Source organism: Pseudonocardia sp. ICBG1293, assembly GCF_020131355.1.
In the GTDB taxonomy this organism is placed as follows: domain Bacteria; phylum Actinomycetota; class Actinomycetes; order Mycobacteriales; family Pseudonocardiaceae; genus Pseudonocardia.
Genome location: NZ_JAHLEL010000007.1, coordinates 77,566 through 97,434, shown reverse-complemented (window position 1 = coordinate 97,434; position 19,869 = coordinate 77,566). Strand labels below are relative to the sequence as shown.

15 protein-coding genes and 1 pseudogene are annotated in these 19,869 nt (G+C 75.6%); 12 read left to right on the top strand and 4 right to left on the bottom strand.

Annotated features, from left to right (window positions below):
* Positions 1-66: 66 nt before the first annotated feature.
* From mftF to KPF47_RS03875, 7 genes are all read left to right on the top strand, one after another.
* The gene (gene mftF / locus KPF47_RS03905; RefSeq protein WP_224386989.1) at positions 67-1,560 is read left to right on the top strand and encodes a mycofactocin biosynthesis glycosyltransferase MftF; all 1,494 of its coding nucleotides are present in this window, start codon (positions 67-69) and stop codon (positions 1,558-1,560) included.
* A 382-nt stretch (positions 1,561-1,942) separates the two neighbouring features.
* Positions 1,943-2,458 (top strand): (2Fe-2S)-binding protein, encoded by a 516-nt coding sequence (locus KPF47_RS03900; protein ID WP_224386987.1) that lies wholly within the window; start codon positions 1,943-1,945, stop codon positions 2,456-2,458.
* 1 nt (position 2,459) lies between these two features.
* Complete coding sequence (locus tag KPF47_RS03895; RefSeq protein ID WP_224386985.1) at positions 2,460-4,943, top strand: xanthine dehydrogenase family protein molybdopterin-binding subunit; 2,484 nt, start codon at positions 2,460-2,462, stop codon at positions 4,941-4,943.
* Positions 4,940-5,791, top strand: a complete 852-nt coding sequence (locus tag KPF47_RS03890; protein ID WP_020626512.1) for a xanthine dehydrogenase family protein subunit M — start codon at positions 4,940-4,942, stop codon at positions 5,789-5,791. The genes KPF47_RS03895 and KPF47_RS03890 overlap by 4 nt, the downstream gene beginning before the upstream one ends.
* A gap of 87 nt (positions 5,792-5,878) precedes the next feature.
* Entirely contained in the window at positions 5,879-6,595 is a 717-nt protein-coding gene (locus tag KPF47_RS03885) for an SRPBCC family protein (RefSeq protein ID WP_224386983.1), read from the top strand.
* A 73-nt stretch (positions 6,596-6,668) separates the two neighbouring features.
* A complete protein-coding gene (locus KPF47_RS03880; protein WP_224386981.1) occupies positions 6,669-7,673 on the top strand; it encodes a P1 family peptidase in 1,005 nt (334 codons plus the stop codon).
* On the top strand, positions 7,670-7,978 hold the full coding sequence (locus KPF47_RS03875; RefSeq protein ID WP_224386979.1) for a hypothetical protein: 309 nt from the start codon (positions 7,670-7,672) through the stop codon (positions 7,976-7,978). The genes KPF47_RS03880 and KPF47_RS03875 overlap by 4 nt, the downstream gene beginning before the upstream one ends.
* 59 nt (positions 7,979-8,037) lie before the next feature.
* Here KPF47_RS03875 and KPF47_RS03870 read toward each other — a convergent pair whose 3' ends face one another.
* On the bottom strand, positions 8,038-8,544 hold the full coding sequence (locus tag KPF47_RS03870) for a PepSY domain-containing protein (RefSeq protein WP_224386977.1): 507 nt from the start codon (positions 8,542-8,544) through the stop codon (positions 8,038-8,040).
* Positions 8,545-8,692: 148 nt separating this feature from the next.
* Between KPF47_RS03870 and KPF47_RS03865 the strand changes: the two genes are divergently transcribed.
* The 4 genes and pseudogenes from KPF47_RS03865 to KPF47_RS03850 all read left to right on the top strand — a co-directional run bounded on the left by KPF47_RS03865 (position 8,693) and on the right by KPF47_RS03850 (position 16,782).
* Positions 8,693-10,153 (top strand): hypothetical protein, encoded by a 1,461-nt coding sequence (locus tag KPF47_RS03865; protein ID WP_224386975.1) that lies wholly within the window; start codon positions 8,693-8,695, stop codon positions 10,151-10,153.
* A pseudogene (locus KPF47_RS03860) lies at positions 10,150-10,887 on the top strand (hypothetical protein); the annotation flags it as partial. The gene KPF47_RS03865 and the pseudogene KPF47_RS03860, both read left to right, overlap by 4 nt.
* Positions 10,888-11,287: 400 nt before the next feature.
* Positions 11,288-15,790 (top strand): hypothetical protein, encoded by a 4,503-nt coding sequence (locus tag KPF47_RS03855; protein ID WP_224386973.1) that lies wholly within the window; start codon positions 11,288-11,290, stop codon positions 15,788-15,790.
* Positions 15,787-16,782, top strand: a complete 996-nt coding sequence (locus KPF47_RS03850; protein WP_224386971.1) for a DUF2399 domain-containing protein — start codon at positions 15,787-15,789, stop codon at positions 16,780-16,782. Before KPF47_RS03855 ends, KPF47_RS03850 begins: the two co-directional genes overlap by 4 nt.
* 18 nt (positions 16,783-16,800) lie before the next feature.
* Here the strand turns inward: KPF47_RS03850 and KPF47_RS03845 are convergent, their stop codons facing one another.
* The 3 genes from KPF47_RS03845 to KPF47_RS03835 all read right to left on the bottom strand — a co-directional run bounded on the left by KPF47_RS03845 (position 16,801) and on the right by KPF47_RS03835 (position 19,288).
* Positions 16,801-17,211 carry a PepSY domain-containing protein gene (locus KPF47_RS03845; RefSeq protein ID WP_224386969.1) on the bottom strand — a complete coding sequence of 137 codons (411 nt, stop codon included), beginning with the start codon at positions 17,209-17,211 and terminating at the stop codon, positions 16,801-16,803.
* Positions 17,212-17,318: 107 nt separating this feature from the next.
* On the bottom strand, positions 17,319-18,596 hold the full coding sequence (locus tag KPF47_RS03840; protein ID WP_224386967.1) for a HAMP domain-containing sensor histidine kinase: 1,278 nt from the start codon (positions 18,594-18,596) through the stop codon (positions 17,319-17,321).
* Positions 18,596-19,288 (bottom strand): response regulator transcription factor, encoded by a 693-nt coding sequence (locus tag KPF47_RS03835; protein ID WP_224386965.1) that lies wholly within the window; start codon positions 19,286-19,288, stop codon positions 18,596-18,598. The genes KPF47_RS03840 and KPF47_RS03835 overlap by 1 nt, the downstream gene beginning before the upstream one ends.
* A gap of 103 nt (positions 19,289-19,391) precedes the next feature.
* On the opposite strand from KPF47_RS03835, the gene KPF47_RS03830 reads away from it, so the two are divergent.
* Positions 19,392-19,847: a hypothetical protein gene (locus tag KPF47_RS03830; protein WP_224386963.1), complete on the top strand. Its 456-nt coding sequence runs from the start codon at positions 19,392-19,394 to the stop codon at positions 19,845-19,847.
* Positions 19,848-19,869: the final 22 nt, after the last annotated feature.

The following is a 19,869-nucleotide window of genomic DNA, read 5'->3' as shown; positions in this document are numbered from 1 at the left end:
GGACCACGCCGATCGGGCAGGTGCGGGTGTCGACCCACCGGCGCCGGGGATGGAAGGCTCACCGGGGTGACCGCCGCCCGGACCGACCCCGACCGCCCGCCCGCCGCGGAGCCCGCGGGCCCGGCGGACCGGCGGCTCCCGGAGGGCTTCCGGGTGCTGCTCGACCGCCGCACCCGGCGGCTCGACGGCGGCGCGGCCCTGCTCGGTGGCGCCCCGCCCCGGCTGATGCACCTGTCGGAGCGGGCCCGTGGCCTGCTGCCCGGCCCGGGGCGACCGCTGGTGGTCACCGGTCCCACCGAACGGTCCCTGGCCCGGACCCTGCTCGACGCCGGGCTCGCCCACCCCGTCCCGGACGTGCCGGCCACGGTCACCGCGGCCGAGGTCACCGTCGTCGTCCCGGTGAAGGACCGTCCGCTGGACCGGCTGCTCACCGCGCTGGCCGGGACCGGGCTGGCCGGCCCGATCGTCGTCGACGACGGGTCCGCCGACCCGGTCCCGCTGCGCCGTTCCGTCGAGCGGGCCGGGGGAACGGTGCTGCGGCACGCGACCCCACGCGGCCCCGCGGCCGCCCGCAACGCCGGTCTGGCCGCGGCGACCACCCCGTTCGTGGTCTTCCTCGACTCCGACGTCGTCCCCGAACCCGGCTGGCTGCCCCCGCTGCTCGCCCACCTCACCGATCCCGCGGTCGGTCTCGTCGCACCGCGGATCACGGCGCTGGACCCGGAGCGCGGCGCCGGGCTGCGCGGTGCGGTCGGGCGCTACGAGGCGGTGCGCTCGTCGCTGGACCTGGGCCCCGACCCGGCGCTGATCGTGCCCCGGTCGCGCGTCGCGTACGTCCCGAGCGCGGCCATGCTCGTCCGGGTGTCGGCGGTCGGTGCGGTCGCGTTCGACCCGGCGATGCACGTCGCCGAGGACGTCGACCTCGTCCTGCGCCTGCACGCGGCGGGCTGGGCGATGCGGTTCGAGCCCGGCTCCCGGGTCGCCCACGACCACCGCACCCGCCCGGTGGAGTGGATCCGCCGCAAGGCGTTCTACGGCACCGGGGCGGCGCCGCTGGCGCTCCGGCACCCCGGAGCGGTCCCCCCGGCGATCCTCTCGCCGTGGACGGCGGCCGTCTGCGTGCTCCTGCTCCTCCAGCGGCGGGGTGCGACGGCGCTCGCCGCCGTCGTCACCGGGGTCGCGACCGAGCGGCTGGCCCGCAGGCTGCCGCGGCTCGACCACCCGCGACGCGGGGCGGCCCTGCTGACCGTGCTCGGCCTGTCCGGGGCCCTGTGGCAGACGGCGTCGGTGCTCACCCGGCACTTCTGGCCGGTCGCCGCGGCGGCCTGCCTGGTGTCGCGGCGGGCCCGCCGGGCCGTCGTCGTGGCGGTCCTGGCGGAGGGGCTGGCCGACTGGTGGCGTCACCGTGACCGCGACCCACGCGTCCGGACCGGGCCGGTGCCCCACCTGCTCGCCCACCGGCTCGACGACCTGGCCTACGGGGCCGGGCTGTGGCGTGGGGCGGTCACGCACCGCACGACCGCCCCGCTGCGTCCGACCGGGCCTGGCGCCCGACGCTGACGCAGGTCAGGCTGTCCCTGACCTGCGACAGCGGACCACTCCGTCCGGGTTGGTCTGAACGGGTGATTCGTGTTGCGTCACGGATCCGATTCTGCGGGCGGCTCTCGCCCACGTTCTCCGCTGCTGCGGTTGCGCGCGGCAGGCGATCGCCGTGACGTCGGCAACACGCCATCCGACCTCCCGTCGGGCCGTTCCCGGCTCCTTGCACCCCTGGAAGATCGGGAGTGTGATGTGGGCGCTGCCACACGAGACGTGCGGCAACTTTTCCGGGCGCGCCGGTGTGGTCGCGAGTCAGGCGACGGCGGACGGCGTTCCTCGGGTGAAGTCCCCGGTCAGACCCCGCGCTTCGGCGTGCGTGGTCGCGTACGAGGAGTGAGAGTTCATGACAGAGGTCCGGGTCACCGTCGACGGCGTGAACTACGCCGACGACGTCGAGCCCCGCATGTTGCTCGCGCAGTACCTGAGGGAGACCCTGGGCAAGACGGGGACGCTGATCGGCTGCGACACCAGCAACTGCGGTGCCTGCACGGTTCATCTGAACGGGCAGAGCGTGAAGTCCTGTTCGGTGCTGGCGGTCCAGGCCGACGGCGCCGAGGTCACCACCATCGAGGGCCTCGCCCGCGACGGTCAGCTGCACCCGGTGCAGGAGGCCTTCCGCGAGTGCCACGGCCTGCAGTGCGGGTACTGCACGCCGGGAATGATCATGGCTGCGGTGGACCTGCTCGGGGACAACCCCGACCCGTCCGAGCAGGAGGTCCGCGAGGGCATCGAGGGCAACCTCTGCCGTTGCACGGGCTACCAGAACATCGTGCGCGCGGTCCAGACCGCGGCGAAGAACATGAAGCCGGGCGCGGCCCAGCCCACCGAGCAGGCCGCCCCCGTGGCGGGAGGTAACTGACGTGACGACGACCGCCGAGCCCACCACCACCGGCGAGATCGGCAAGGCCCGGGTCCGCAAGGAGGACCAGCGCCTCATCACCGGCCGGTCCCGCTACACCGACTCGATCACCCCGCCGGGAACCGTCCACATCGCCGTCGTCCGGTCGACGATCGCACGGGCGACCATCACCTCCATCGACAAGTCCGAGGCCGAGAAGGCCCCGGGTGTGTTCGGCGTCTACACCGCGGCCGACCTCGGCGCGGAGGAGGTCGGCATGCCGTGTGCGTGGCCGATCACCCCGGACCAGAAGGCCCCGCAGCGCCCGGTGCTCGCCGTCGGCCGGGTGAACTTCTCCGGTGAGGGCGTCGCGGTCGTCGTGGCGCGCTCCGCCGCCGCCGCGCGCGACGCCGCCGAGCTGGTCGAGATCGACTACGAGCCGCTCGACCCGGTCCTGGACATGGAGGCCGCCGCGCAGGACGGCGCCGAGCTGGTCCACCCCGACCTCGGCACCAACGTCTCCGCCACCTGGGTCTTCGACTCCGCCGCCGCCGGCACCGGTGCCGACGTCGCCGAGGCGATCAAGGCCGCCGAGGCCGACAGCGACTCGGTCGTCGTGCGCCGCCGCTTCCGCCAGCAGCGCCTGATCCCGGCGTTCATGGAGCCCCGCTCCTGCGTGGTGGACCCGACCGGCGAGCAGCTGACGATCTGGGCCGCGACCCAGGTGCCGCACATCCTGCGCACCATGACCACCGTGACCCTCGGGGTGCCGGAGTCCAAGCTGCGCGTCATCGCCCCCGACGTGGGCGGCGGCTTCGGCGGCAAGATCGGCGTGCTGCCCGAGGAGATGCTCTGCGTCCTGCTGGCGCAGAAGCTGAACAAGCCGGTCAAGTGGACCGAGACCCGCAGCGAGTGCATGCTCACCGCGCACCACGCCCGGGACCAGATCCAGGACCTCGTGATGACCGCCAAGAAGGACGGCACCATCACCGGGTTCGACGTGCACCTCTACGCCGACATGGGCGCCTACCTGGGTCTCGTCGGCCCGGGTGTGCCGATCCTCGGCGCGTTCATGTTCAACGCGATCTACAAGATCCCCGCGCTGAAGTTCACCTGCTCCAACGTCTTCACCAACAAGACGCTGACCGACGCCTACCGCGGTGCCGGCCGTCCCGAGGCGACCTTCGCCGTCGAGCGCATGCTCGACGAGCTGGCCGTCGAGCTCGGCCGCGACCCGATGGAGCTGCGCGAGCAGAACTGGATCAAGCACGAGGAGTTCCCGTTCACGACGGTCGTGGGCCTGACCTACGACACCGGCAACTACGAGCAGGCCACGCAGCGCGCGATGGAGCTGTTCGACTACGCCGGTCTGCGCCGTGAGCAGGAGGAGCGCCGGAAGAACAACGACCCGGTCCAGCTGGGCATCGGCATCTCGACCTTCACCGAGATGTGCGGTCTCGCCCCGTCCCGCGTGCTCGGCTCGCTGGACTACGGCGCCGGTGGCTGGGAGGCCGCCAGCATCCGGATGCTGGCCACCGGCAAGGTCGAGGTCACCACCGGTGCCTCCGCCCACGGCCAGGGCCACGAGACGGCGTTCTCGCAGATCGTGGCGGACAAGCTGGGTGTCGCGTTCGAGGACGTCGAGATCCTGCACGGCGACACCCAGGTGGCGCCGAAGGGCCTCGACACCTACGGCTCGCGCTCGCTGGTCGTCGGCGGTGTCGCGATCGTCAACGCCGCGGACAAGGTCATCGAGAAGGCGAAGAAGATCGCCGCGCACCTGCTCGAGGCCTCCGAGGACGACCTCGAGTTCGCCAACGGCCAGTTCACGGTCAAGGGCACCGACAAGGGCAAGGCCATCCAGGAGATCGCGTTCGCCGCGTTCATGGCGCACGACTACCCGGAGGGCATGGAGCCCTCGCTGGACTCCGACGCCGTGTTCGACCCGGAGAACTTCTCCTACCCGCACGGCACGCACCTCGCCGCGATCGAGGTCGACACCGACACCGGCCGGGTGAACCTGCGCAAGTACGTCTGCGTCGACGACATCGGCAACGTCATCAACCCGCTGATCGTCGAGGGCCAGGTGCACGGCGGTCTCGCCCAGGGCATCGCGCAGGCCCTGTTCGAGGAGGCGAACTACGACGACCAGGGAACCCTGGTCAACGCCACGTTCGTCGACTACACGATCCCGTCCGCGGCGGACCTGCCGAGCTTCACCACCGAGACCGTCTCCACCCCGGCGACGTCCAACCCGCTCGGCGTGAAGGGCGTCGGCGAGGCGGGCACCATCGCCTCGACCCCGGCCATCCTCAACGGTGTGCTGGACGCGGTCCGGCACCTCGGCGTCGACGAGCTCGAGATGCCGACCACCTCGCAGCGCGTGTGGCGCGCCCTGCAGGTGGCCAAGGGCAGGAACCCGCAGGAGACCCCGAGCGACACCCACTCGCCCGGCGCCGGCCTCGGGTCCATCGACCCGAACAACCCCAAGGGAGAGGTCCAGTGATCCCGGCCAAGTTCGACTACGTCCGGCCCTCCTCGGTCGAGGAGGCCGTGTCGGCCCTGCAGTCGGCCGGCGAGGACGCCAAGATCCTGGCCGGCGGGCAGAGCCTGCTGCCGGTGCTGCGCCTGCGGATGGCGGCGCCGAGCACGGTCATCGACCTCGGGGGCATCCCCGAGCTCAAGCGGATCGGCGAGGACGACCAGTACGTCATGGTCGGTGCGATGGCCACCCACCACGAGGTCATGCGCAACGACCTGGTGAACACCCACGTGGAGCTGATCGCCCGGGCCACCGAGACCGTCGCGGACCCGCAGGTCCGTCACCGCGGGACGCTGGGCGGCGCGCTCGCGCACGCCGACCCGGCCGGCGACCTCGGTGCCGCGGCGCTGGCGCTGGATGCCGAGTTCGTCATCCTCGGTGCCGGCGGCACCCGCCTGGTCACGGCGAAGGACTTCTTCCAGGACTACTTCACCACCGCCATCGGTGAGGGCGAGATCCTCACCATGATCCGGTTCCCGAAGTACACCGGGTGGAAGAGCCACTACGAGAAGTTCAACCGGGTCGCCCAGGCGTGGTCGATGGTGGCCGTGGCCGTCGCGTTGAAGGTGGACGGCGGGACGATCACCGAGGCCCGTGTGGGCCTGACGAACATGGGCAACACGCCGGTCCGGGCGACCGGCGTCGAGCAGGCCCTGGTGGGCAAGTCCGCTGGTCCGGACGTCGCGAAGGCCGCGGCGGAGCACGCCCTGGAGGGCACCTCCGCTCCGAGTGACGCCGACGCCGCCGCCGACTACCGTGAGCACCTGGCGAAGGTGCTCACCGGTCGTGCGGTGCTGGCCGCCGCCGGCTGACGAACCCAGAAGCACGCCGACGCCGGCGCCGGTCCCGGGAGTCCCCGGACCGGCGCCGGTGTTCGTTCGAGGAGGCTTGGAAGACACATGCAGCTGGAGAACAAGTTCACGGTCGCCGCGCCGATCGAGGACGCCTGGAAGGCGCTCAACGACCCGGAGCTCATCGCGCCGTGCTTCCCCGGGGCGACCCTCACCGAGTACGAGGGCGACTCGTTCCAGGGCACCGTGAAGGTCAAGCTCGGCCCGATCTCGCTCACCTACAAGGGCAAGGGCACCTACATCGAGCGCGACGACGCGAACCACAAGGTCGTCATCGACGCGTCCGGCCGCGACGCCCGGGGCAACGGCACCGCCAAGGCCATCGTGACCGGCACGATGGTCGCCGACGGTCCGGACAAGACCTCGGTCACGATGGTCACCGACATGACCGTCACCGGTCGTCCGGCACAGTTCGGCCGGGGCGTCATCACCGACGTCGCCGACAAGATCATCGGCCAGTTCTCGAACTGCGTCGCGGACAAGCTGACCGGTCCCGGCGCCGCGTCGTCGAACGGTGCCGGCCCGAAGCACGCGGCCGACGAGACCAGCCCGATCCCGGCCGTCCCGCCGGCCCCCGGTGAGCAGGCCGCGCCGCGCCCCGCCGCCCCGCGGCAGCCGCAGAGCAGCCCGGTCGAGGCCATCGACCTGCTCGACTCGGCCGGCGCGCCGGTGCTGAAGCGTCTCGCCCCGGTCCTGGGTGGCGTGGGTGTGCTCGTGCTGCTGGTCGTGCTGATCCGCCGCCTGCGTGGCGGCTCGGCGGGCTGAGACCGCACGTCGTCCCGGGCCGGTACCGCGTTCCGCGGTGCCGGCCCGTGGCGTTGCGGGGCAGGATGGTGCGGTGCGAGCGGGTGAGCGGAACGGGCTGACCGACGTCGAGGGCCTGCGGGTCGGCCACGCGGCCGTGAGCGGGCCGGGCGCCCGCAGCGGCACGACGGTGGTGCTCGCCCCGCCGGGTGGCGCGGTCGCCGGCGTGGACGTGCGCGGTGCCGCGCCCGGTACCCGGGAGACCGATCTGCTCGACCCGGTCGCGACGGTCCAGCGGGTGCACGCCGTCACCCTGTCCGGGGGCAGCGCGTTCGGCCTCGACGCCGCCTCCGGGGTGATGGCCCGGCTGGAGCGCGACGGCGAGGGGTTCCCGGTGCCGGGCGCCGTCGTGCCGATCGTGCCCGCCGCGGTGGTGTTCGACCTCGGGCGCGGCGGAGACCCGCGGGTGCGTCCGACGGCCGGGACCGGTGCGGCGGCCTACGACGACGCCCACGCCGGCCCGGTCGCGCAGGGCTCGGTCGGGGCGGGTACCGGCGCGGTGTCGGGTGGGCTGCGCGGTGGTGTCGGGTCGGCGTCCGCGGTGCTGGCGGACGGGACCACCGTCGCGGCCCTGGTCGTCCTCAACTCCGCGGGCGCGGCCGCGGACCCGGCCACCGGCGAGGTGTACGGGGCCCGGCACGGCCTGCCCGGGGAGTTCACCACCGGGGTGGCCCCGGCCCTGGCCCCGCCGGAGCGGCTCACCGCGCTGTACGAGGGGCACGTGAACCCGCTGGGCACGGCGACGACGCTGGTGGTCGTCGGCACCGACGCGACCCTGGACAAGGCGGGGTGCACCCGGCTCGCGACGATGGCGCACGACGGTCTGGCCCGGTCGATCTCGCCGGTGCACACGATCCGCGACGGCGACTGCGCGTTCGCGCTGGCCACGGGCACCCGGGCGGTCCCGGACGTCGCCGGGGTGTTCGCGCTGCAGGCGGCCGCCGCGGAGGTGACGGCGCGGGCGGTGGCACACGCCCTGCTGGCGGCGGAGCCGGCACCGGACCGGCCGTCGTACACGTCGCTGGTGGTGGCCCGATGAGCACGCCGAACCCGTGGCTCGGCCGTCCGCGCGCGCCACGCCCGCAGCCCGCGCCCGACCCGGACGCGGTGCGTCTGGTGGGGCTGCCCCGGCGGCGGGCCGCGGCCCGCGCCGTGAACGAGGTGGTGCGGGGGGTGGACGTGCGCGCGTTCGACGACGGGTGGACCGTCTCGTTCCTCAGCGGCTACTACACGCTCTGCCACACCCTCGACCAGCTGCTCGACGCCGTCGCCCCGGCCGGGGAGCGGGAGCTGCTGCGGGCGACGGTGCTGGCCGCGGCCGACGGGTCCGCGGGCCGCGGCTGACCACCGGTCGGCGGGGCACCGTGACCCGGGCCCCGCCGATCCCCGGTCCCGGCGCCGGCTCAGTCGTCGTCGCGGTCGTGCCGGTCGTCGTCGTCGCCGTCGTGCTGGTCGACGTCGTGGTCGAGGACCTGGCCGGTGGCGGCGTCGATGTCGAGGTCGTGCTCGGTGGTGCCGTTCACGACCTCGACCTCCCAGTGGTCCCGGCCGTGGCTGCGGTCGTCGTCGCGGTCGTCGTCGTGCCCGTCGTCGTCGCTGTCGGCACGGTCGAACTCGACCTCGGTGACCCGCCCGCCGCCCGCGGCGGCGAGGGCCGCACGCTCGGCGGCGGCGCGGTCGACCGCGGGCGCAGCAGGCGCCGGGGCGGGGGCAGGGGCCGCCGGCGCGGTGGCGGCGGTGCGGGGCAGCTCCGGGGGCAGCAGGTCGGCGGTGCGCGCGATCGCGGCACCGGTCGGGACGACGGCGAACTCGTCCGGGGCGCCGCCCTTCCCGAGCGCGAGAGCGGTGCCCCCGCCGACGAGCAGGAGCCCGGTGGCGGCGACGGCGGCGACGGTGAGCGGGGTACGCACAGTGATCTTCCTCCGAGAGGTTCCGGCTGGTCCGGGTCGGTGTGACCCGGACGCTGGAGGGAACTGTGCCGCCGTGTGCCCCAAGGTCGCGCTGCGTGAGCCCTAAGGCGGCGTTAGGGCCCGGAGCGGTCGAACTACAGTCGTCGGGGTGTCGACCATCAGCCCGGACGAGGGAGTGGCGCGCCGGCTGAAGGCCCTGGCCTGCACGGCGCCGCTGCACGACCTCGACGCCCGCAAGGGGCGGCTCGACTGGGACGCGACCGGCTACCAGATGGCCGAGATCGGGCTGCAGGCGATCGACCAGGTCACCCTGGCCATGGACTTCGACCACGGAGCGGACCACGCCGAGGTGGTGCGGCGGCTGCTGCCGTTCGTGGGCGCGCAGGTGCCGGGGGCCCCGCGGTCGGAGTACGTCCGCGTCGCGCAGTGGGTGATCGACAACCTGATCAACGTGGGCTCGATCGACCGCGGGTTCGCGGTGGAGTACGGCACGACCGACGACGACGGGCGCTACGTGCGCCGCCGGTTCGACTTCAAGCTGCTGGTCGAGGTCGCCGCCCCCGACGGCGGGATCTACCTGCGCGCCTCGGACGAGGCGATCAACGTGCTGGTCGGAGCGCTGGACACCGACGTCGAGTCGGCGCAGGAGGCGGCCGAGACCAAGCTGGAGACGCTCATCGTCCGCGGCCGTCTCGGCGACGCCCGGCTGGCCGCGGAGCAGGCCCGCTACCGGACCGTCCAGTACGCGGAGTCGTTGTGCCGCAAGCTGGAGGCGACCCGCCGCGACGTCCGCTCGGTCGACTGGCTCGACGCCGTCCCGCAGCTGCTCGACGAGGCGCTGACCCACATCGAGGCGCGCTACCGCGCCGAGACGATGATCAAGGCGAACATCGCCGACGCCCGTGACGAGGCGACCGAGCCGGGACGCCGCAGGCAGGCCGCGGAGCTGGTGACCGTCGTCGACGACTGCATCCAGCGCCACACCCAGCTGCAGGCACGGCTGCAGGAGGCGGGGGCGGCCTTCCGCGCCGAGCAGGACCGCCAGCAGTTCTCCGGGAAGCCGAAGCGGGCCGCCGTGGACGTGTTCGGGCAGCTGCTGCGACCGTCGCTGGCGTTGACCGTCGAGGTCGCGCACGACCCGGTGACCGGCTACTTCGGTGCCGGTGCCGGGGTGCGGAACCCGTCGGTGCCGAGTCTGGGCGGGCTGGTCGAGACGCTGCTCACGCCCCCGAGCGACCGCGACCCGTTCGGGGCCGAGGTGCCCGAGCCGGAGCTGGCACCGCAGCCGCGCGAGCGGTTCGGCGTCGACACCTGGGCGGCGGCCGACGCGGTGCTGCCCGCGGACGTCGAACACCCGGTGCGGCTGTCCGCGGCGCTGGCGGAGGCCCGCGCGGCCGGCGCGGACCTGCCTCAGCTGGTCGCGTTGCGCGCGATGCACGCCGTCGGGACGGCGGTGGCCACGGCGCGGACCCAGGGCGACCCGTCGGTGCTGGTCGCCGTCGACGACGGGGCGGTCCTCGACGACCCCGAGTTCGGCGGCGCGGACCTGCTGCTGGCACGGGCCGGTGTACAGGGCGGACAGACCCACCGACGGACGGCGCAGACATGAGTGACACCGAGACCGCGGCCCGCCTCGTCGGCTACGGCATGCGCCCCAAGGCGCTGCCCGGCCGCGACCCCGACTACGCCGACCTGGTCCGCCGCTACCGGGAGGACGACGAGTTCCGCACGACCGTCCAGCGCGTCGCCTCCGGCCTGGGCCTGGTCGTGCTGGCCGTCGACACCGGTCCGGGCATCGTGCTCGCCGCGACCGAGGGCTCGGTGTTCGAGATCCGGATGGACGAGTACGCCCGCCGCACCACCCTCGCCAACCGCGGCGCGGACAAGGTCCTGCACGGCATCGCGCACCTCGCCGTCGCCGCGCTGGCCTTCCCGCGCCCCGACGACCTGGGCGACGACTCCTACGTCGGCCGGGTGTCGGTGGAGCTCGTCGACGGTGCCGTGCGGGAGGCGTGCCGGGTGCTCGACGAGCGTGCCGGTGGCCCCGCCGACCCCGAGTCCGACGCCCCGCAGCTGGAGGAGGTCTGGCGGGTCTGGCAGCGCCGCCCCGAGGCCACCGCGACGAAGGACGGCCGGGTCGGCGAGTCCACCACCCGCGGGATCGTCGGCAAGGCGCTGCGGTTCCTCGCCGACCAGGGCTTCCTCGTGCCGGTCGGCGCGGAGGGCGCCTACCGGACGACACCGCGCTACCAGGTCCAGGTGCGCGAGCTCGCCGCGCAGCGGGCCTTCGACGAGCTGCTGGCCCTGAACGTCTTGCCCGCCGCGACCGCCGCCGGGACGCTGGTGACCGAGCACGACGGCGTGTTCGACACGCCGGGATCCGGTGCTCAGGGCACGCCCGGTACGGGGAGCGCGTCCGACCTCGACGATCCGTCGGAGTCGGAGGTCGAAGGGAACGGTGGGGATGCCGACCCGGCCGGCTCTGTCGGCTCTGTCGGCTCCGACGATGACGCTGCGTCCGTGGAACTCGCTGACCCGGTAAGCGAGCTCGCGCACGGGGGTGCCGGGGGTGCCGGCGTGGCCGGTGCCCCGGTCGGCTCGGCCGGTGGGGCTGGGACGGGGGAGTTCGCTTACCCGGTAAGCGAAGTCGCACAGGACAGCGCAGGGGGTGGCGACGCGGCCGGGGACGGACACCCTGCCGACCCGGACACCCCGCCGACCGACCACCCCACGGAGGACCGCGATGTATGAGCTGACCCGGGTCCGCCTGTTCTCGGTGGGGCCGACCGCCGCGCGCTACCAGGACGTCGCGCTCGACCTGCGGGGCGTCGGGGCCCCGGTGAAGGTCGCCGTGCAGGAGGACCTGTTCGCCCCGGACGCGCTCGACCGCACGACGCCGCGGCGGCCCTCGCCGGCGTCGGTGCTGTTCCTGGAGAACGGTGGCGGCAAGTCCGTCCTGCTCAAGCTGATCTTCTCGGTGCTCCTGCCCGGGCGACGTCAGGTCGTGGGCACCACCAGCACCACGGTGCTGGAGAACTTCGTGCTGGCCGAGGACGTCGCGCACGTCGTCTGTGAGTGGATGCACGTCGGCACCGGGCGGCTGCTGGTGACCGGCAAGGTCTCGGAGTGGCGCGGGCACGTGGCCTCCACCGACCCCGAGAAGCTGGCCGACGCCTGGTTCTCCTTCCGGCCGGTGCCCGGCATGGGGCTCGACGACCTGCCCTTCACCCACGACGGTCGCCGCGTCACCCTGGCCGCGTTCCGCGAGCGCCTGCAGGCCGCGCACCGCGAACACCCCGACGCCGAGCTGGCCTGGGAGACCGGGCACCGGGACTGGACCCGCCACCTCGTCGACGTCGGCCTGGACCCGGAGCTGTTCCGCTACCAGCGCGCCATGAACGCCGGCGAGGGCGAGGCCGCCGAGGCGTTCTCGTTCTCCTCCGATGAGGCCTTCGTCGACTTCCTGCTCCGTGCGGTGCTCGACCCCGCGGAGCCGCAGAACGTCGCCGAGCTCGTCGCGGGGTACGCCGACCGGCTCGCCCAGCGCGAGGAGCTGGAGACCGAGCGGGAGTTCGTCGACGGCACGCTGTCCCGGCTCGAGCCGATGGTCGACGCCGAGGCCTCCGCGACCGCCGCCCGCGACACCGAGACCGTCGCGCGCGCCGAGCTGGCGGCGACCGCGTCCCGGATCGCGGCCCGCCGGATCGCCGAGGAGGCCCGCTCGGTGACCGCCGCCGAGGAGGCCACCGGCGCGGTCGAGGCCGAGCAGTCCGCGGCCCGGGCGGCGGAGCGGCTGCAGGACACCGTCGGTGAGCTGCGCCGACTCACCGCGGGGCTCGCCGTCGAGGCCGCCGAGCGGACCGCGGCCGAGGCGACCCGCGAGCGCGACGCCGCGTCGGCCGTCTCGATGGCCCGCGACGCCGTCGAACCGGTCCTGGCGCACCGCGTCGCCGCCGCCGAGGCCGCGCGGCTGCGCGCCCGCGTCGAGGAGGAGGAGCAGAAGGCCCGGCCCGCGCTCGCCGCCCGGCAGGACGCCGCCCGCACGCTCGCGGTCGCGCTGGCCCGGGTCGCCGCGGAGGCCGACGCCGCCGCCGACGCGGCGGAGGAACACCGCGCCGACGCCGAGGAGCGCGCGGCGGCCGCCCGTCGCGAGCAGGTCACCCGCACCGCCGACGCCGCCCGCGCTGAGAGCGCCGCCACCACCGCCCGCGAGGCCCTCGACGACCTCGACGACCTCGACACCCGGGTCGCCGCCGCGGTCTCCGCCGGGCACCTGAAGGCGGGCTCGACCGCCGCCGACGTCGAGGACTCCGCGGCCGCCGCCCGGACCGAGGCGGAGCGGTGCGCCACCGCGCTCGCCGACGCCGACTCCGCGGCCGCCACGATCCGTGAGGAGCGACGGGCCGCCGAGGCCCGCCGCACCGCCGCCCAGGACGCGGCGGCCGCCGCCCGCGCCGACGCCGCGACCGCCGAGGCCGCGCGCTCCGCTGCGGAGGCCGACGCCGTCGCGCTCGCCGGGGAGGTCCGGCCCGCGGAGCTGCTCGGACTCGACGAGATCCGCCCGGACACCGACGCGGGCCTCGTCGTCGACACCCTGACCACCGCGATCCGCGGCGCCGAGCGGGAGCGGACGACCCTGCACGTCGACCAGCGCCGCGACGAACGCGCGCTCGCCGCGCTCGGCGACGGCGGCCTGCTGCCCGACCCGACGGAGATCGAGGACGTCCTCGCGGCGCTGGAGGCCGCCGGGATCACCGCCTGGTCCGGCCGTCGCTACCTGGCGAAGCTGCCCGCCCCCGACCGGGAGACCGTGCTGGCGCGGCTGCCGCACCTGGCGGGCGGGGTGCTGCTCAACGACGCGCGCGACGCCGAGCGGGCCCGCGCCGAGCTGGACGCGGCACGGCTGCTGCCGGCCTGCCTGGTCGCGGTCGGCACCACCGCCGCGCTGCGCGCCGACGCCGACGCGGCGCCCGGGATCGACTTCGTCGTGCCGCCCAACCCGGCACTGCACGACGAACAGGCCGCCGAGCAGGTCCGGGTCCGGCTCGTCGCCGAGACCACCGAGCGCGCCGCCCGGCTCGCCGAGCTGGAGACCGTCCTCGACGACGACCGCAGGCTGCGGGACCGGTTCGCCGCGCTGCGCGACCGACGTCCCACCCTCGCCGACCTGACCGGCGCCGCCGAGGCCGCGGAGACCACCCGGGCCGCCGCCGTCGCCGAGCACGAGGCGACCCGCGCCGAGGTCGAGGACCTCGACGAGCGCGCCGACCGGCTGACCGTCGACCGGCCCGGCCTGGAGCGCACCGCCGGGGACACCCGTCGCCGGGCGGACGCGCTGGCCGCGCTGCGCACCGAGCTCGCCCGCCGGGCGACGCACGAGGAGCGGATGCGCACCGGGGAGGCCGACGCCGCGCGGGCCCGCGACGAGGCCGACGCCGCCGGGACCACCGCCGACCGCGCCGGTCGCGAGGCCGCCGACGCCCAGCAGACGCGCGACCGGCAGCGCGGCATCGGCACGACCCTGCGCGACGAGGCCGCGGCGCTCCCGGTCTCCACCGACGAGGTCGGCGGGCAGGACGGGGAGCCGGAGGGGACCCCCGGGACGTCGCTGGCCGAGCTGCGCGAGGAGTTCCAGCGGGCCCGCGACGCCTACGCCTCGGCCTCCGTCGACACCGACCTGCACGGTGCGCTGGAGCGGGCCGAGGCCGACGCGCGGGAGCGGCGGGTCGCCGTCGACGGGCTGCCGCGCACCGTCGTCGAGGCCGCGACGGCGTTCCTGCACACCCCCGACGGCGCCGACGCCGCCAGCCGCCGCGCCGCCGCCGAGCAGGCCCGCACCGCCTACGACGAGGCCGAGAGCCGCCGCGCCGACGCCGCGACCGAGCTGGCCGTCGCCCGCCGCGAGCTGGAGCGGTTCACCGGCGGCGAGCGGCCGATCGACCCCTACGACCCGCCCCGCGACGCCGAGCACGGCCGCGAGCTGGTCGCCCGCGCCACGGCCGACCTGGACGCGGCGGGCAAGGACCTGGAACGCCGTCGTCGGGCCCGGACCGACGCCGAGGACGCCCACCGCACCGCCACCGACCTCGCCCGCGGGTTCGGGCTGGTCGTGTCCTCTCTGGACGAGACGCCCGAGCCGTCCGGGGTGCCGTTCGACGGTGACGTCGAGGCCGCCCAGGCCGCGCTCAAGCGCCACCAGAACGCCGTCCGCGACGCGGCGGGCGAGCGGACGCGGGCCGAGAAGAAGGTCCGCGAGGGGGTCGACGCCGTCGCCCGCTTCGCCCAGGACCCGCGGTTCGCGACCCTGAGCTCCCCGGTGCACCGCCACATCGGCGGCGTCGACCGGTCGGAGATGCCCGGCCTCGCCGCGGAGTGGATCGCCGCGCTGCGCCCGCGGCTGCGCTCCCTCGACGACGACCTCGGCAACATCGAGCGGCACCGCTCGGGGATCGTCACCCGGCTGTCCGGGATGGTCGGCGAGGCGCTGCGCACGGTGCGGCTCGCGCAGCGGCTGTCCCAGCTGCCCGAGGGCCTCGGCGACTGGTCGGGCCAGCAGTTCCTGCGGATCCGGTTCGAGGAGCTGCCCGACGCGGCGCTGCGCCACGAGCTCGGCGCCGTCGTCGACCGCACCGCCACCGGCATGGCGGGCGGGAAGGCGAAGGACCGGCGCGACGGCATGTCCATGCTGCTGCGCGGGGTCCGGGCCGCGATGCCGAAGGGTGTCCGGGTCGAGATGCTCAAGCCCGACGCCGTGCTGCGCACCGAGCGGCTGCGCGTCTCCGCGATCAAGGACGTGTTCTCCGGCGGGCAGCAGCTGACCGCGGCGATCGTCCTGTACTGCACGATGGCGGCGCTGCGGGCGCACCAGCGCGGACAGGGCAGGCGGGCGCACGCGGGCGTGCTGTTCCTCGACAACCCGATCGGACGGGCGTCGGCGGGGTACCTGCTGGAGCTGCAGTTCGGCGTCGCGCAGGCCCTGGGGGTGCAGCTGGTCTACACGACCGGGCTGTTCGACGCGGGCGCGCTGTCGTCGTTCCCGCTGCTCGTGCGACTGCGCAACGACGCCGACCTGCGCGCCGGACGCAAGTACCTGTCGGTCGACGAGCGGGTCACCCGGTCCGTGCCCGACGCCGACGCCCCCGGTGGCCGGATCACCGCGGCCCGCGTCTACCGCCGCCCCGAGGCCGCGGTGGCCGCCGGAACCGGCGGTGCGGACGACACCGCGCCCGCGGGGGCCGGCGGATGACCTCGCCCGGGCCGGTCGCGGAGCGGCTCGCCGAGCTGCTGGCGGCCACCGGACGGACCCGGATCCCGCGCTCGGCGCTGCGCGCGGCGTTCCTGCAGGCGGACCCCACGATGGTCGGCAGCGTCGGGGCCCGGCGGAACCTCGCCGCGGCGCTGGCCGAGCTGGCCGCCGCGGGGGTGCTGGAGCCGACCGACCGGACCGACGACGGGGTGCCGCCGCTGCCGAACTCGGTGCGGCTGCTCCGGTCGCGCTCGGCCGCCGCCCCGGCCGCGGCCGAGCGGGGGCCGTGGCACCTCGAGCTGTCCGCGGCGGTGGCCCTGCGGCGTCCGTCGCCGGTGCTGCTGCAGGTCAACGAGTGGCTGTTCGCCCACGCGTCCCGTGCGGTGCAGGTCCCGCTGCGCGAGCGCGCGCTGGAGATCACCGGCGACGAGAAGGCCTTCGACGGCCCGCTGCCCGGCGGCCTCACCCCGGAGATCCTGCGGGCCCGCCGGGTCGTCCCTCCGCTGCACCGCGAGCCGCTGCCCGGCGGCGGGCCGGTGCTGCTCGTGGTCGAGAACGCCGACACCCTGGACTCGCTGCGCCGTGCCCTGGAACCCGCCCCCGGCCCGGTCGGCGAGCTCGCCTGGGGCGCGGGGAACGCGTTCACCGCGTCCGTGCTCGCCCTGCGCACCCGCCCGCCCGCGGCGGTCCGCTACTTCGGCGACCTGGACGCCGCCGGGCTGCGGATCCCGCGTGCCGCCTCCGACCTCGCGCAGGCGCACGGCCTGCCGCCGGTGCGGCCCGCGACCGGGCTGTACCGGGCGCTGCTGCGGCCCGGGCGCCCGGCCTCGGCGCGGACGGTGGACCACAGCGACGTCGAGTGGCTCGACGCCGGACTGCGCGGTCTCGTCCGCGACCTGTTCGCGGCCGGGGCGCGGCTGGCCCAGGAGGCCGTCGGGGTCACGGTCCTGGCCGGCGACCCGGACTGGCGCGACGGCCTCGCCCCGGCCTGAGGGCTCACCCGGACCGGATCAGCTGTCGTCGCGGTCGTCGTCGGTGCGGTCGTTCCGGTCGATGTCGTGGTCGAGGACCTCACCGGTCGCGGCGTCGACGTCGACGTCGTGCCCGGCGTCGGCGGTGCGGACCTCGACCTCCCAGTGGTCGCGGCCGTCGGAGCGGGAGTCGTCGTCGCGGCCGTCGTCGGCGCGGTCGAACTCGACCTCCACGACCTGCCCGCCCCCGGCCCGCTCGACGGCGATCCGCTCGGCCGCGGCACGGTCCACCGCGGCACCAGCGCCTGCGCCCGGTGCGGGGGCGGTGTCGGCGGCGCTCTGCGCGGCGGGGGTCACGGCGACCTCGGCCGGCGAGGCGCACGCGGCGCCGCCGCCGACGAGCAGCAGGCCGGTGGCGGCGAGGGCGGCGACGGAGATCTTCGAGGGCATCGGGGTGTCCTTCCGGGAGGGGTCGTGCCGACACCGGTGACGATGCCGCGCTGTCGATCAACGGCGCGCTGCACGACTCCTAAGGGCACCCCAAGACCGGTGCCCGCTCAGCCCGCGGGCGGCCCCAGCTCCAGCTCCACCCGCAGCCCGCCCCCGGCCGGGGAGTGCACCGTCAGCGCCCCACCGCCGTGGTCGGCGGTGCGCCGGGCGATGTCGAGGCCCAGCCCCGTCGAGCCTCCGCCGCTGACCCCGCGCGAGGTGGGGTCGGTGCCGGGCGGCAGCCCCGGGCCGTCGTCGTGCACCACCACCCGGGCACCCCCGCCCGTCCGGCCGGACAGCGACACGCCGAAGGCCGTGCCGTCCGGGGTGTGGGCGAAGACGTTGCCCAGCAGCGCGTCCACGCAGGCCTCCAGGTCGCCCGGCGCGCAGGCCACGGGCAACGGGCCGTCGGCCAGGTGCAGGGTCACCGCACGGTCGGTGTCCTCGGCCAGCACCCGCCAGAACTCCACCCGTTCCCGGACGACGGCCGCCGCGTCCGCGCTACGGGTCGTGCCGCCGCGTCGCCGGGCCTGCTCGATCGCGCCGGTGACCGCGCGCTGGACGCCGTCGACCCCGGCCGACAGGCGCGCGGCCTCGTCCGGGTCGCGCAGGGCCTCGGCGTCCAGCCGTAGCGCGGTCAGCGGGGTGCGGACCCGGTGCGCGAGGTCCGCGACGTTCTCCCGCTCCTCGCGCAGCAGCTCCGAGATCCGCCCGGCCAGCCCGTTCAGCGCGCCGGCGACGACGCCGAGCTCCGCCGGGGCCCGGGGGTCGGCGCGGGCGGACAGGTCCCCGGCCGCGAGCCGCTCGGACACCTCGGACAGGTCGGTGGTGGCCTCGACGAGGGTGCGCGCGAGCCGGTCCGCGAGCAGCAGCCCACCGGCCAGCAGCACCAGCGACAGCCCGCCCAGCAGCAGCCAGGAACGGGTCACGCCGCGGGTGAGCTCGGCGTCGGGGACGAACACCCGGATCGCGGCGTTGCCGTCCGCGGCACCGGTCACGGCGAACACCAGCTCGCGCCCGCCGGGCGCCTCGGTCGAGGCGCTCGTCCCGAGCAGCCCCAGCCGGACCACCGGGCTGCGGGGTGCCGGTGCACCGAGCACGGTGCCGTCGGGCAGGAACACCGAGACGTCGGAGGCGTCGCGGCCGTCGGCGTTCTGCACGGCGGGGACCAGCACCGACCGGTCCCCGCCCGCCACCGCGGGGGTCAGCACCTGGGCCTGGACGGTCGCCGCGGACACCGCCGAGCTCTCCGCGACCGAGCGGACCAGGGTCGCGAGCGGGATCGCGAACGCGACCAGCACCAGCAGCACGGTCGCCCCGACCAGGACGAGGATGCGCCGTCGCATCAGGCGGGGCCCGCCGGCGCGGACAGCCGGATCCCCACCCCGCGCACCGAGTGCAGGTAGCGGGGGGACTGCGCGGTCTCGCCGAGCTTGCGGCGCAGCCACGACAGGTGCACGTCGACGGTCTTGTCGGCGCCGCCGTAGGGCTGCTGCCACACCTCGGTGACCAGCTCCCGCTTGCTGACGACCTGGTCGGCGCGGGCGGCGAGGTGGTGGAGCAGGTCGAACTCGCGTGGGGTCAGCTCCAGCTCGGCGCCGTCGAGCACGGCGCGCCGCGAGCGCGGGTCCACCGACAGCCCGCCGACGACGACCGTGGGATCGGCCCCCGCCCCGTCGCCGAGGCGGCGCAGCACCGCCCGGATCCGGGCGTCGAGCTGCGCGGCGGCGAAGGGTTTGACCAGGTAGTCGTCGGCGCCCGCGTCGAGCACGGAGACGATCTCGGTCTCGTCGTCGCGGGCGGTCGCGACGATCACCGGGACCGTGCTGGCGCCGCGCAGCATCCGCAGCATGGTGGTGCCGTCCATGTCGGGCAGGCCGAGGTCGAGCACCACGAGGTCGGGCCGTCTCCCGACGGCGTGTTCCAGACCGGCCATCGCGGTCGGTGCGGAGTCGACGGCGTGCCCCCGCTCGGTCAACCCGCGGATCAGTGCACCGCGGATGCCGGGGTCGTCCTCGACGATCAGGATCTGGGCCACGGGGGGAGAACCTATCCGTCGCGGGCGTGCCGGTGGGGGGCCCGGCCGTTGCTTGTGGTCGGCTTAGGGATCCGTTAACCGGGGTCCGGGGCATGCTGTGCGCGTGGAACGACCGACGCGCCCCGTCCTGCAGATCGTGCTCTGGACCGCCGCGGCCGCCGGTGCCCTGCTCCTGGGCCTGACGGCCGTCGGGAGCATCGGCAGCGACCTGGCGGGCACACAGACGCAGCCCCTGAGCGCCGAGCAGGTGGACGCCCGCCTGGCCCAGCAGACCGCCACGGCCGCGCCGCCGGCGCCCGCCCCGAGGCCGGCGCCCGCCGCGGCACCGCCCGTGGTCGTGCAGGCCGGGAGCGCGGGGAACGTCCTCGCCCGCTGCGACGGCGCGACGCCGAGGATCGTGTCGGTCAACCCCGCGCAGGGCTGGGAGCGCGAGGACGACAGCGACATCGGTCCGGCCGAGGTGGTCTTCGACGGCGACGACGTCCCGGACGTCCGCGTGGTGCTGAGCTGCGCCGGTGGGGTCCCGTCCGGCCGGGTCGTGAGCGTCCCCGAGGACTGAGCCGCCCCGGGCACGCGCCGGG

Coding starts and splice junctions, on each gene's coding strand:
- KPF47_RS03855 (WP_224386973.1), top strand. CDS start 11,288: ATGTATGAGCTGACCCGGGTCCGCCTGTTCTCGGTGGGGCCGACCGCC.
- KPF47_RS03875 (WP_224386979.1), top strand. CDS start 7,670: ATGAGCACGCCGAACCCGTGGCTCGGCCGTCCGCGCGCGCCACGCCCG.
- KPF47_RS03885 (WP_224386983.1), top strand. CDS start 5,879: ATGCAGCTGGAGAACAAGTTCACGGTCGCCGCGCCGATCGAGGACGCC.
- KPF47_RS03845 (WP_224386969.1), bottom strand. CDS start 17,211: ATGCCCTCGAAGATCTCCGTCGCCGCCCTCGCCGCCACCGGCCTGCTG.
- KPF47_RS03850 (WP_224386971.1), top strand. CDS start 15,787: ATGACCTCGCCCGGGCCGGTCGCGGAGCGGCTCGCCGAGCTGCTGGCG.
- KPF47_RS03840 (WP_224386967.1), bottom strand. CDS start 18,596: ATGCGACGGCGCATCCTCGTCCTGGTCGGGGCGACCGTGCTGCTGGTG.
- KPF47_RS03900 (WP_224386987.1), top strand. CDS start 1,943: ATGACAGAGGTCCGGGTCACCGTCGACGGCGTGAACTACGCCGACGAC.